The 13,056-nt window shown below is 70.1% G+C and carries 10 protein-coding genes; 9 read left to right on the top strand and 1 reads right to left on the bottom strand.

The features are described from left to right. Nucleotides 1-565: 565 nt before the first annotated feature. The 9 genes from purB to M503_RS0112190 all read left to right on the top strand — a co-directional run bounded on the left by purB (nt 566) and on the right by M503_RS0112190 (nt 11,445). Nucleotides 566-1,933: an adenylosuccinate lyase gene (gene purB, locus M503_RS0112145; RefSeq protein WP_028918896.1), complete on the top strand. Its 1,368-nt coding sequence runs from the start codon at nt 566-568 to the stop codon at nt 1,931-1,933. Nucleotides 1,934-2,149: 216 nt separating this feature from the next. Continuing rightward, a complete protein-coding gene (locus M503_RS0112155) occupies nt 2,150-2,548 on the top strand; it encodes a VOC family protein (RefSeq protein WP_028918897.1) in 399 nt (132 codons plus the stop codon). Further along, nucleotides 2,545-3,831: a cupin domain-containing protein gene (locus M503_RS0112160; RefSeq protein ID WP_081721038.1), complete on the top strand. Its 1,287-nt coding sequence runs from the start codon at nt 2,545-2,547 to the stop codon at nt 3,829-3,831. The genes M503_RS0112155 and M503_RS0112160 overlap by 4 nt, the downstream gene beginning before the upstream one ends. Then, a complete protein-coding gene (locus tag M503_RS0112165; protein ID WP_028918899.1) occupies nt 3,828-4,730 on the top strand; it encodes a GNAT family N-acetyltransferase in 903 nt (300 codons plus the stop codon). Before M503_RS0112160 ends, M503_RS0112165 begins: the two co-directional genes overlap by 4 nt. Before the next feature lie 218 nt (nt 4,731-4,948). Next, the gene (locus M503_RS0112170; protein ID WP_028918900.1) at nt 4,949-7,780 is read left to right on the top strand and encodes a 2-oxoglutarate dehydrogenase E1 component; all 2,832 of its coding nucleotides are present in this window, start codon (nt 4,949-4,951) and stop codon (nt 7,778-7,780) included. Between the two features lie 48 nt (nt 7,781-7,828). Continuing rightward, the gene (gene sucB / locus M503_RS0112175; protein ID WP_028918901.1) at nt 7,829-8,992 is read left to right on the top strand and encodes a dihydrolipoyllysine-residue succinyltransferase; all 1,164 of its coding nucleotides are present in this window, start codon (nt 7,829-7,831) and stop codon (nt 8,990-8,992) included. A 134-nt stretch (nt 8,993-9,126) separates the two neighbouring features. Continuing rightward, entirely contained in the window at nt 9,127-10,563 is a 1,437-nt protein-coding gene (lpdA, locus tag M503_RS0112180; RefSeq protein ID WP_028918902.1) for a dihydrolipoyl dehydrogenase, read from the top strand. 69 nt (nt 10,564-10,632) lie between these two features. Beyond that, entirely contained in the window at nt 10,633-10,806 is a 174-nt protein-coding gene (locus tag M503_RS0112185; RefSeq protein ID WP_028918903.1) for a hypothetical protein, read from the top strand. A 45-nt stretch (nt 10,807-10,851) separates the two neighbouring features. Beyond that, nucleotides 10,852-11,445, top strand: a complete 594-nt coding sequence (locus M503_RS0112190) for a TIGR00730 family Rossman fold protein (RefSeq protein ID WP_028918904.1) — start codon at nt 10,852-10,854, stop codon at nt 11,443-11,445. Between the two features lie 196 nt (nt 11,446-11,641). On the opposite strand, the gene M503_RS16450 is transcribed toward M503_RS0112190, so the two are convergent. Continuing rightward, a complete protein-coding gene (locus M503_RS16450; protein WP_037061345.1) occupies nt 11,642-13,048 on the bottom strand; it encodes a GGDEF domain-containing protein in 1,407 nt (468 codons plus the stop codon). Nucleotides 13,049-13,056: the final 8 nt, after the last annotated feature.

Here is a 13,056-nt window from a genome sequence, read left to right on the forward strand (position 1 = left end):
GCGTGCCGGCTTCGGACGGAAACGCGGCAGCGCGGGGGGCGCCGGGAATGAACAAGGGCGCTGGCGACGTCTGGCGCGTCGCCACGCGCCAGCTGACTGACCGCATTGCCAGTGCCTGCTGTTGAAAGCATTGACGTGGCCGGCTTCGGACGGAGCCGCGGCAGCACGGGGGGCGCCGGGAATGAACAGGGGCGCTGGCGACGTCCGGCGCCCTCGTTTCATTCCCGGCGCGGCGCAAGCAGGCCCTGGATGGCCTGCGCCCGCGCGTTGGAGCCATGGATGGCGGAACCGCGCGATGCGCCATACCCCCTTGGGGCGGCGGCCCCGTCCGAAGCCCGCGCCACTGCCACGGGAAGCCCGACGAGCCATGGATGCGACAACAAGTCCCCCAGGTGCACGATAAAGGTGGAGATCGCGCACCGATGGCCGGGGGACGTCCACCGACTGTGCCAGGCTTCCGCCAGAACGCAGCAGATCCGGGCTGGAGGCGCGGCGTCGCCCCTCCCCGGCACGCCACGCCCCCACGGCTTAAACTATGCGGCTCCGTTCCCCCGCCAGCCTGCCCATGTCGGACTCCGCCCTGCTTGCCCTGTCCCCGCTCGACGGCCGTTACGCCTCCAAGGTCGACGCGCTGCGCCCGATCTTTTCCGAATACGGCCTGATCCGCGCCCGCGTGAAGGTCGAGGTGGAGTGGCTGCTGGCGCTGGCCGCCGAACCGGGCATCGCCGAACTGGCGCCCTTCTCCGCCGCTGCCCAGGCCCGCCTGCGCGCCCTGGCCGACGGCTTCTCCGTGGCCAACGCCGCCCGGGTCAAGGAGATCGAGCGCACCACCAACCACGACGTCAAGGCGGTCGAGTACTTCATCAAGGAACAGCTGCGCGACGACGCCGAGCTCGGCCCGGCGCTGGAGTTCGTGCACTTCGCCTGCACCAGCGAGGACATCAACAACCTGTCCTACGCGCTGATGCTGCGCCAGGCCCGCGACGAGGTGCTGTTGCCGGCGCTGGACGGCGTGACCGCCACCCTGCGCAACCTCGCCCACGAGCAGGCCGCCCAGCCGATGCTGTCGCGCACCCACGGCCAGACCGCCTCGCCCACCACCCTGGGCAAGGAGATCGCCAACGTCGTCGCCCGCCTGGAGCGCCAGCGCCGGCAGATCGCCGCGGTCGAGCTGACCGGCAAGATCAACGGCGCGGTCGGCAATTACAACGCGCACACGATCAGCTACCCCGACGTGGACTGGCCGGCGTTCGCGCAGCGTTTCGTCGAATCGCTGGGCCTGCCGTTCAACCCCTACACCACCCAGATCGAGCCGCACGACAACGTCGCCGAGCTGGGCGACGCGGTGCGCCGCGCCAACACCGTGCTGGTCGACCTGGCCCGCGACATCTGGGGCTACATCTCGCTGGGCTACTTCAGGCAGAGGCTCAAGGAAGGCGAGATCGGCTCCTCGACCATGCCGCACAAGGTCAACCCGATCGACTTCGAGAACGCCGAAGGCAACTTCGGCATCGCCAACGCCCTGTTCGAGCACTTCTCGGCCAAGCTGCCGATCAGCCGCTGGCAGCGCGACCTCACCGACTCCACCGTGCTGCGCGCCCTGGGCACCGCCTTCGGCCACACCCAGGTCGGCCTGGATTCGCTGGCCAAGGGCCTGGGCAAGCTGATGGTGAACCCGGAGCGCCTGGACGCCGACCTCGACGCGGCCTGGGAAGTACTGGCCGAGGCCGTGCAGACGGTGATGCGCCGCCACGGCCTGCCGAACCCGTACGAGCAGCTCAAGGCCCTGACCCGCGGCCAGGGCATCACCGCCGAGTCGATGCGCGCCTTCATCGCCTCGCTGGACCTGCCGGAAGACGCCCGCGCCCGCCTCGCCGCGCTGACCCCGGCCGGCTACACCGGCCTGGCCGAGCGCCTGGCCCGGGCGATCTGAGGCCAGGCGGCGGGAATGGCCCCGGCTTGACCTTGCGCAAGGCGATCCCCGTGCCCCGCGATATCCTGCCCGCGCCGCAACGTCCGCTCGCCGCGGGCCGCGGCGGCCGGCCGGCCGCGACCGCCGGCCAGGCCTCCCGCCCCGTCCATGCCGGCCAGGCGCCGGTCCCGACGCACGCGGGCGCCGCCCGCTGAGCGCACCGGAAGTCGACGCGACATGCACCTGCTGATCAACATCGACGTCGACGACCTGCCCCGCGCCGCAGCCTTCTACCGCGACGCCTTCGGCCTGTCCGCCGCGCGCCGCTTCGGCGACGGCGCGGTGGAGATGCTCGGCGCGCAGGCCCCGATCTACCTGCTGCGCAAACCCGCCGGCCCGACCGGCGCCGGCGAAGCGCGGCGCGACTACCACCGCCACTGGACCCCGCTCCACCTGGACGTCGTGGTCGATGACCTGGACGCGGCCCTGGCCCGTGCCCTCGCTGCCGGCGCCCGCGCCGAAGGCGACGTGCGCGAGGCCGCCTGGGGCCGCATCGTGCAGCTGGCCGACCCGTTCGGGCATGGCTGGTGCCTGCTCCAGTTCCTCGGCCGCGGCTACGACGAGATCACCGCATGACTCCCAAGCGCCCCACCCCGAAGAAAACCGCCGGCAAGGCCGCCGCTAAGCGCGCCCCGACCGCCCTGCCGTTCGAGATCGATGCCGCCGGACGCGGCCCGCTGGGCATGGACCCGGCGCAGTTCCTGCGCGACTACTGGCACAAGCGCCCGCTGCTGGTGCGCAACGCCTTCCCCGGCTTCCAGGCCCCGCTGATGCCCGAGGACCTGGCCGGCCTGGCGTGCGAGGAAGGCGCGCTGGCCCGCCTGATCAGCCTGGACCGCGCCAGCGGCCGCTGGGACGTGCGCCACGGCCCGTTCCAGGAAGAGGACTTCCCGGGCATGCCCGACCACGACTGGACCCTGCTGGTCCAGGACGTGGACCGCTGGGACCCGGACGTGGCCGCGCTGCTGGAGCAGTTCCGCTTCCTGCCGCGCTGGCGCATCGACGACATCATGGTCAGCTTCGCCGCCACCGGCGGCTCGGTCGGCGCGCACGTGGACCACTACGACGTGTTCCTGCTGCAGGCCCATGGCCACCGCCGCTGGATGATCGACGCCAGCGTGGCGATGGGCCGCCCCGCCCCCGACCTGGCCTTCCAGGAGGACGTGGCGATCAAGCTGCTGAAGCACTTCGACCCGACCCATGACTGGGTGCTTGGCCCGGGCGACATGCTCTACCTGCCGCCGCTGGTGCCGCACCACGGCGTGGCCGAGGATCCGTGCCTGACCTTCTCGGTGGGCATGCGCGCGCCGTCGTCGGCCGAGCTGATGGGCGACTGGCTGGACGAGGTGCTGCAGGACGCCGACGAGGCGATCCGCTACCACGACGAGGACCTGGCCGTGCCGGCAGATCCGAACGAGATCGACGTGGCGGCGATGAACCGCGTGGTCGACGCGCTCAACGCGATCCGCATGAACGACCCGGACCGCCTCGGCGACTGGTTCGGCCGCTTCATCACCACCTACCGCGCCGCCGGCGACGTGGTCCCGCGCGGCGACGAGCGCCCGCGCATCGAGCTGGAATGGGACCTGGCCCACGGCGGCGCGCTGGAACGCCACCCGTGGGCGCGCATGGCCTGGCGCCGCAACCATGGTTCGCGCCACGCCAGCCTGTTCTGCAGCGGCCGCACCCTGCACCTGCCGGTCGCCGACGCGCGCCTGCTGGCCGATTCGCCGGTGCTCGACGGCGCCGCCTGGGACTCGCTCTCGGCCGCCGGCCGCGACGCGGTGTTCGAGCTGCACCAGGCCGGCTTCTACGCGCTGCTGGGCGAGGATCCGGACGAATGCGACGAGGACGCGTGAGCCGCACCTGGACGATCGCTGCCGCCGACTACGCGCACGACCACGCGCGCCTGCATGCGCTGCGCGAGGAGGTCTTCGTGCGCGGCCAGGGCGTGCCGGCGGAGCTGGAGCGCGATGCACTGGATCCGCTCAGCTTCCACGTGGTGGCCAGCGACGCCTCCGGGCGCCTGCTGGGCACCGGGCGGCTGACCCCGGAGCGGCGAATCGGGCGCATGGCGGTGCTGGAGGAGGCCCGCGGCCGGGGCATCGGCGAGGCCCTGCTGGCCGCGCTGGTCGAGGAGGCGCGGCGCCGGCAGTGGCCGGAGGTCAGCCTGCACGCTCAGGTCCACGCCCTGGCGTTCTACGCCCGCGGCGGGTTCGTCCCGTCCGGCCCGGTCTTCACCGAGGCCGGCATCCTCCACCGCCACATGGTCCGGCGCCTGCCCGGGGCCGGCGCGATGGACGACGTCGAAAGCGCCGCCGCGGTCCTGCTCGGCGTGGCCCATTCGGCCCGGCGCCTGGTCGGGATCTACAGCCGCGCCCTGGACCCGGGCCTGCTCGACCGGGCGGACGTGGTGGCCGCCCTGCGCGCGTTCGCGGTACGCCCCGGTCCGTGCCAGGTGCAGGTCCTGCTGCAGGATCCGGGCACCCCGCAGCGCAACAGCGCGCCGCTGCTGGGCCTGGCCCAGCGCCTGCCCAGCGTGTTCGCCTTCCGCCAGCCGCGCGACCCGGTCGACACCAGCTATCCGTCGGCGTATGCGTTCAACGACACCGGCGCGGCGCTGTTCCGCCCGCTGGGGCACCGCTTCGAAGGTGAAGGCGGCGTCGAGGACGCGGCCACCGCGCGTCGCCTGCGCCTGGAATTCGCCGCGGTGTGGGAGCGCTCGCGGCCCTGCGTGGAGTACCGCGCCCTGACCTGAGCCGGGGCGGTTCCTTCGCGGCACCACCGCGATGACAGGCAGGCGACAGTGCGTCCCGGCAGAGTGTGACCCGACCCCAAACACGGGGCCCGGCAAGGCCGGGCTTCGCCCTTCGGCTAGGTCCTGCGAGCGTGAATGGGGGTTATACTTTTGCGGCTTTCCGCCCGCTCGACGGGCCCGGGCCCTGGGCCCATCCCCCCTCCAGACGCGACACCATCGTGGACAACCTACTCAAGCAGTTTGCGCAGTCTTCGCAGCTCGGCAGCAATGCCGCCTATATCGAGGACCTCTACGAGCAGTACCTCGTCTCTCCCGACAGTGTCGATCCGAAATGGAAGACCTACTTCGACGGCTTCAAGGGCCGTGAAGCGGGGGACGTCCCGCATTCGGCGGTCATCGCCCACGTCGCCGAGGCCGCGCGCCACGCCGCCAACAACGGCTACGCCAGCGCCGCGACGGGCGCCGGCGACGAGCGCGAGCGCAACGTCGGCCGCCTGATCACCGCCTACCGTTCGCGCGGCCACCTCGGTGCCAGGCTCGATCCGCTGGGCCTGACCCCGCCGATGAACCCGCCGGACCTGGGCCTGGAGTTCCACAGCCTGTCCGAGCGCGACCTGGACAGCGAGTTCAGCACCGGCGGCCTGGCCGGCCAGCCGCGGATGAAGCTGCGCGACCTGTACGCGCGCCTCAAGGCGACCTATACCGGCTCCATCGGCGCCGAGTTCATGCACATCCCCGAGGTCGAGCAGCGCCAGTGGCTGTACCAGCGCCTCGAGCTGGCCGGCGGCGACTACAACCTCAGCACCGAGACCCGCAAGCGCATCCTCGAGCGGCTCACCGCCGCCGAAGGCCTCGAGCGCTACCTGCACACCAAGTACGTCGGCCAGAAGCGCTTCTCGCTGGAAGGCGGCGAGTCGCTGATCCCGCTGCTGGATACCGTGATCCGGCAGTCCGGCGTCGACAAGGTCAAGGACATCGTCATCGGCATGGCCCACCGCGGCCGCCTCAACGTCCTGGTCAACACCCTCGGCAAGAACCCGCGCAAGCTGTTCGACGAGTTCGAGGGCAAGTTCGAGCACGACGCCCTGGCCCACGCCGGCGACGTGAAGTACCACATGGGCTTCTCCGCCGACATCGCCACCCCCGGCGCCCCGGTGCACCTGGCCCTGGCCTTCAACCCCTCGCACCTGGAGATCGTCGACCCGGTGGTCGCCGGCTCGGCGCGTTCGCGCCAGGAACGCCGCGGCGACAACGAGCGCAAGCAGGTCCTGCCGGTGCTGATCCACGGCGACGCCGCGTTCGCCGGCCAGGGCGTGGTGATGGAGCTGTTCCAGATGTCGCAGGCGCGCGGCTTCGCCGTCGGCGGTACCGTGCACGTGGTGATCAACAACCAGGTCGGCTTCACCACCAGCAACAAGGAAGACGCCCGCTCCACGCTGTACTGCACCGACGTGGCCAAGATGGTCGGCGCCCCGGTGTTCCACGTGAACGGCGACGACCCGGAAGCGGTGGTGTTCGTGGCCAAGCTGGCCTACGAGTTCCGCCAGACCTTCAAGAAGGACGTGGTCATCGACCTGGTCTGCTACCGCCGCCACGGCCACAACGAGGCCGACGAGCCGGCGGCGACCCAGCCGGTGATGTACCAGACCATCCGCAAGCACCCGACCACCCGCGAGCTGTACGCCTCGCAGCTGGAGAAGGCCGGCGTGGTGCCCGCCGATGCCGGCAAGGCGCTGGTCGACGAGTACCGCAACAAGCTCGACGCCGGCGAGGTCACCACCGAGCTGGCGCCCTCCAAGCCGGAGGACTACGAGCTGACCATCGACTGGTCGAAGTACCTGTCGGGCAAGCTCTCCGATGCGGTCGATACCCGCGTCAAGAAGGCCACGCTGACCCAGCTGGCGAAGATCATCAACACCATCCCGCAGGGCGTCACGCTGCATCCGCGCGTGGCCAAGATCTACGAGGACCGGATGAAGATGACCGCCGGCGAGATCCCGGGCGACTGGGGCTTCGCCGAGAACCTGGCCTATGCCACCCTGCTGTCCGAGGGCCATGGCCTGCGCCTGGTCGGCCAGGACTCCGGCCGCGGCACGTTCTTCCACCGCCACGCGGTGCTGCACGACCAGAAGACCGACAGCTACTACCTGCCGCTGCGCCAGCTGGTCGAGACCCCGGAACAGGCCACCATCATCGACTCGCTGCTGAGCGAGGAGGCGGTGATGGCGTTCGAGTACGGCTTCTCCACCACCGACCCGAACACCCTGGACATCTGGGAAGCCCAGTTCGGCGACTTCGCCAACGGCGCGCAGGTCGTGATCGACCAGTTCATCGCCGCCGGCGAGGCCAAGTGGGGCCGCATCTCCGGCCTGACCCTGCTGCTGCCGCACGGCTACGAAGGCCAGGGCCCGGAGCACAGCTCCGCCCGCCTGGAGCGCTTCCTGCAGCTGTGCGCGCTGGAGAACATGCTGGTCTGCGTGCCGACCACCCCGGCCCAGTGCTTCCACATGCTGCGCCGGCAGATGAAGATGAGCACGCGCAAGCCGCTCATCGTCATGTCGCCCAAGTCGCTGCTGCGCCACAAGCTGGCCGTGTCCACCCTGGACGAGCTGGCCAACGGCGAGTTCCAGCACCTGATCCCGGACGCCTCGGCCGACGCGAAGAAGGTCAAGCGCGTGGTGCTGTGCTCGGGCAAGGTCTACTACGACCTGCTCGAGGACCAGCAGAAGCGCGGCCAGGACGACGTGGCCATCATCCGCATCGAGCAGCTGTATCCGTTCCCGCGCGAGCTGCTGGCCGCCGAGTTGAAGAAGTACGGCAAGGCCGCCGAGGTCGTGTGGTGCCAGGAAGAGCCGCAGAACCAGGGTGCCTGGTACCAGATCAAGCACCACCTGCAGGCCTGCCTGGCAAAGGGCCAGGCCCTGAGCTACGCCGGCCGCAGCCGCTCGCCGTCGCCGGCGACCGGCCACTTCGCCGACCACGTCAAGGAACAGCAGCAGCTGGTCGCCGACGCGCTGGTGAACCCGCCCGGCAACCAGATCGGCGAATAAACGCCACCACCCTCTTCGCCCCAAGAATTCAAGAAACAAGGACGCCCCATGGCCACCGAAGTCAAAGTTCCGGTCCTTCCCGAATCCGTCTCCGACGCGACCATCGCCAGCTGGCACAAGAAGGCCGGTGACGCGGTCAAGCGCGACGAGAACCTGGTGGACCTGGAGACCGACAAGGTCGTCCTCGAGGTCCCGTCGCCGGTCGACGGCGTGCTGAAGGAGATCAAGTTCGCCGAAGGCGACACCGTGACCAGCCAGCAGGTCCTGGCGATCATCGAGGAAGGCGCGGTCGCCGCCGCCCCGGCCCCGGCTGCCGCCGCCGCCCCGGCTCCGGCCAAGGCCGCCCCGGCCCCGGCCGCCGGCACCGACCTGCCCCCGGGCGCCCGCGCCACCGCGAGCCGCGAGGGCGTCGACCCGTCGCAGGTCGAGGGCAGCGGCCGCCGCGGCGCGGTGACCAAGGAAGACATCGTCAACTACGCCCGCAGCGGCGGCGCCGGCAAGGCCGGCGGCGCGCGTCCGGAAGAGCGCGTGCCGATGACCCGCATCCGCAAGCGCATCGCCGAGCGCCTGATGCAGTCGAAGGACTCCATCGCCATGCTGACCTCGTTCAACGAGGTCAACCTGGCCAAGGTGAGTGCGGCGCGCAAGGAACTGCAGGAAGACTTCCAGAAGACCCACGGCATCAAGCTGGGCTTCATGAGCTTCTTCGTGAAGGCCGCGGCCAACGCCCTGCAGCGCCATCCGATCATCAACGCCTCGGTCGACGGCGACGACATCATCTACCACGGCTACGCGGACATCTCGATCGCCGTGTCCACCGACAAGGGCCTGGTGACCCCGGTCCTGCGCAACGTCGAGCGGATGGGCTTCGCCGACATCGAGAAGGGCATCGCCGAGTACGCCAAGAAGGCGCGCGACGGCAAGCTGGGCCTGGACGACCTGCAGGGCGGCACCTTCACCATCACCAACGGCGGCACCTTCGGTTCGCTGATGTCGACCCCGATCGTCAACCCGCCGCAGAGCGCCATCCTGGGCATGCACGCCATCAAGGAGCGCCCGGTCGCCGAGAACGGCCAGGTCGTGGTCGCGCCGATGATGTACATCGCGCTGTCCTACGACCACCGCATCATCGACGGCAAGGACGCGGTGCTGTTCCTGGTCGACATCAAGAACCAGCTCGAGAACCCGAACCGCATCCTGTTCGATCTGTAAGCACTTCGAGCCCCTCTCCCACCGGGAGAGGGGTTGGGGAGAGGGTCGGCGCCCCGCGCCGGATCCGGTGCCCTACCTCATCCGCCCCAAGGCACCTTCCCCGAGCCGGGGAAGGGAAAGGCAAAGGAACTGAAATGGCTGAACAATTCGACGTCGTCGTCATCGGTGCCGGCCCGGCCGGCTACCACGCCGCGATCCGCGCCGCGCAGCTGGGCCTGAAGACCGCCTGCATCGACGCCGCGCTGGGCAAGGACGGCAAGCCGGCCCTGGGCGGCACCTGCCTGCGCGTGGGCTGCATCCCGTCCAAGGCGCTGCTGGACTCGACGCACCAGTACGAGAACATGCTGCACAAGTTCGACCAGCACGGCATCAGCTTCAAGGATGCTGCGATCGACGTGCCGAAGATGATCGAGCGCAAGGACGGCATCGTCAAGCAGTTCACCGGCGGCATCGCCATGCTGTTCAAGGCCAACAAGGTCGCCGCGTACTACGGCTTCGGCGAGCTGCAGCCGGGCAACGTGGTCAAGGTCAGGCAGCACGACGGTTCCGAGGTCGAGCTCAAGGGCACCAACGTCATCATCGCCGCCGGTTCGGACTCGATCGAACTGCCGTTCGCGAAGTTCGACGGCGAGTACATCGTCGACAACGTCGGCGCGCTGGACTTCACCGAGGTTCCGAAGCGCCTGGCCGTGATCGGCGCCGGCGTGATCGGCCTGGAGCTGGGCAGCGTGTGGCGCCGCCTCGGCGCCGAGGTGACCATCCTCGAGGCGATGCCGGAGTTCCTGCCGGCCGCCGATGCCGAGGTTTCCAAGCTGGCCGCGCGCGAGTTCAAGAAGCAGGGCCTGGACATCAAGCTGGGCGCCAAGGTCTCCAAGGCCGAGGTCGGCGGCAAGGGCAAGAAGAAGGAAGTCACCATCACCTTTGCCGACGACAAGGGCGAGCAGACCTTGGTCGTCGACAGGCTGCTGGTGGCCGTGGGCCGCCGCGCCGCGACGAAGGGCCTGCTGGCCGAAGGCACCGGCGTGCAGGTCAACGAGCGCGGCCAGATCGTGGTCGACGAGCACTGCCACACCAGCGTCGACGGTGTCTGGGCGATCGGCGACTGCGTGCGCGGCCCGATGCTGGCGCACAAGGGCTTCGAGGAAGGCATCGCCGTGGCCGAGCTGATCGCCGGCCTGCCGGGCCACGTCAACTTCGACACCATCCCCTACGTGATCTACACCGGTCCGGAGATCGCCTGGGTCGGCAAGACCGAGCAGCAGCTCAAGACCGAGGGCGTCCCGTACAAGGCTGGCACCTTCCCGTTCGCCGCCGTCGGCCGCGCCGTTGCGATGGCCGAGGCCGTGGGCTTCGTGAAGGTCATCGCCCACGCCGAGACCGACCGCGTGCTGGGCATGCACCTGATCGGCCCGAACGTGTCCGAGCTGGTCCACGAGGGCGTGCTGACCATGGAGTTCAGCGGCTCGGCCGAGGACCTGGCGCGGATCTGCCACGCCCACCCGTCCCTGTCCGAGGCCGTGCACGACGCGGCCATGGCCGTGGACAAGCGAGCGATCCACAAGGCCAACTGATCCCGGTCGGCCCCGCACGAAGGCTCCGCCCCGGCGGAGCCTTCGTCGTTTCAAGAACCGGAGCCAAGCATGTCGTCCAAAGGCCTGCCACCCGCCGCCACCGCCGTGCTGTATGCGGCCGCGGGCGTGCTGTTCATCGCCGGCGCGCTCAGCGGCGGCAGGCCGGCCTTCAGCGGCGTGGGCGTGGCTTTCCTCGTGCTGGCGGCGCTGGTATGGATGCGCCGCCGACATCGCCAGGACTGACCCGCCGCCCTCCGTTTCCCGTCCCCTGTTGCAAGGTTCCCCTCCATGAAATCCGTCTGCGTCTATTGCGGTTCCAACGCCGGCAGCAAGCCGGCCTATGCCGAACGCGCCATCGCCCTGGGCGACCGGCTCGCCAGGGACGGCCTGCGCCTGGTCTATGGCGGCGGCAACGTCGGCCTGATGGGCACGGTCGCCAACGCGGTGCTGGCCGCTGGCGGCGAGGTCACCGGCGTCATTCCCAAGCAGCTGGCCGACTGGGAAGTGGCGCACCAGGGCCTGACCGAGCTGCAGATCGTCGGCTCGATGCACGAGCGCAAGATGCGCATGTTCGAGCTCTCCGATGCCTTCGTCGCGCTGCCCGGCGGCTTCGGCACCATGGAAGAGATCTTCGAGATGCTGACCTGGCGCCAGCTGGGCATCGGCAACAAGCCCTGCGCCTTCTTCGACATCGAAGGCTTCTACGCCCCGCTGATCGGCATGATCGACCGCATGGTCGAGGAACGCTTCCTGCACCCCGACCAGCGCGCCGACCTCTGGTACGGCAGCGACATCGACGAGATGCTGGCGTGGATGCGGGAGTATCAGCCGGCGCAGGCGAGCAAGTGGATCGACGAGAAGCGCCGCAGCGTCATGAAATGAACGCCGCATGGCGGCTAGGACGCTGGCGCGTGGCGACGCGCCAGACGTCGCCAGCGCCCTGGCGCTTTCCCGGCGCGGATCGACGAGAAGCGCCGAAGCGTCATGAAGTAACGGCGCATGGCGGCAAGGACGCTGGCGCGTGGCGACGCGCCACACGTCGCCAGCGCCCTCGTTCCTTCCCGGCGCCCCCCCGCGATCACCGCCCGTGCGGCGTCGCCACCTCGCAGCGGTTGCGGCCGTTGCGCTTGGCCCGGTACAGCGCCTGGTCGGCCGCTTCCAGCAGCACCGCGTAGTCCGGATGCCCCTCGAACTGGGCCACGCCGATCGACACCGTGAGCCGCAGGTCGCCGATGCCGCGCCCCAGCGCGAACGGCGTCTCCGCGATCCGCAACCGGATCCGCTCGGCCACTTCCATCGCCTTGGCCAGCGGCGTCTCCACCAGCGCCACCGCGAACTCCTCGCCGCCGTAGCGGAACACGAAATCGCTGCTGCGCGTGCACTGCAGCAGCACATCCGCCACGTGGCGCAGGACCGCGTCGCCGGCCGCATGCCCGCCGTTGTCGTTGACCGACTTGAAATGGTCCACGTCGACCATGAGCACGCTGAACGGCGCGCCCGTGCGCGCCGCCGCGCCGATCTCGCGGCCGACGATCGTCGACAGGAAGCGGCGGTTGAGCGTGCGCGTCAGCGGATCGCGCCCGCCCTCCATGCTCTCCAGGATCCCGAACATCCCGTCGACCAGGTAACCGATGTCGCCCAGCGCGCTGTTGAGCTCGTGCAGCACGTTGCCGGCCGCCGCCCCGCCGGGTTGCAGCGAAGGGAGCAGGACGCCGTCGACGCGGTCGATCAGCGCGTTGACCTTGCCCATCTCGCCGAGCCCGCCGAACAGCAGGCTGCCCTTGTGGCGCAGCCACAGCCCGAAGGTCGAATCGGCCAGCCGCCCGCAGGACGGCTGCAGCCCGCGGCAGATGTCGAACAGCAGGCGCTGGCCCCACTCCAGCAGCGCCGCCCGCTGCGTCTCGCGCTCCAGCGCCATGTCCTGGGAAATGGTCATGGCCTGGTAGATGCCGTCGTTCTCGGCCGCCTCCTGCATGTCGTCGCCGAAGGAGTGGCTCAGCACCTCCACCGCCAGGTCGATCATGACATAGCAGTACTGCCGGATCGCCCCCGCCGGCGCGCCATGCACGTCCCCGTCGCCGTCGGCGCGGAGCGCCAGTTCGCGCTTGAGCAGGCGCGCCCCGTGCAGTACCGCGTGCACCGGCACCCGGATCCGCGCATGCACCCGGCCGACGCGGATCTGGTTGGCGACCAGCTGCTCCATGTCCGGCCCTTCGGCCGCGAACAGGTCCAGCAACCAGCCGCGCAGCGAATGCCGCAGCCGGCTGTCGACCATCTCGTTGGAGATCAGTCCCCTGGAATCCGGATGCGCCAGCAGCGCGGCGTAGAACACTTCCACGCAATGCGTCGCCGCTTCCTCGACCATGCGTGCCGCCGCCTGGCGGACCTTCGGGTCGACCCCGTCGATGAAACCTTTCCATTCCCCGGCCGTGGCCGCGTATCCCGCGTTGGCCTTTGCTCCGCCGGAGCGCACTTGCATTTCCATGGCGTGAT

The organism is Pseudoxanthomonas suwonensis J47 (assembly GCF_000513955.1).
Lineage (GTDB): Bacteria > Pseudomonadota > Gammaproteobacteria > Xanthomonadales > Xanthomonadaceae > Pseudoxanthomonas > Pseudoxanthomonas suwonensis_C.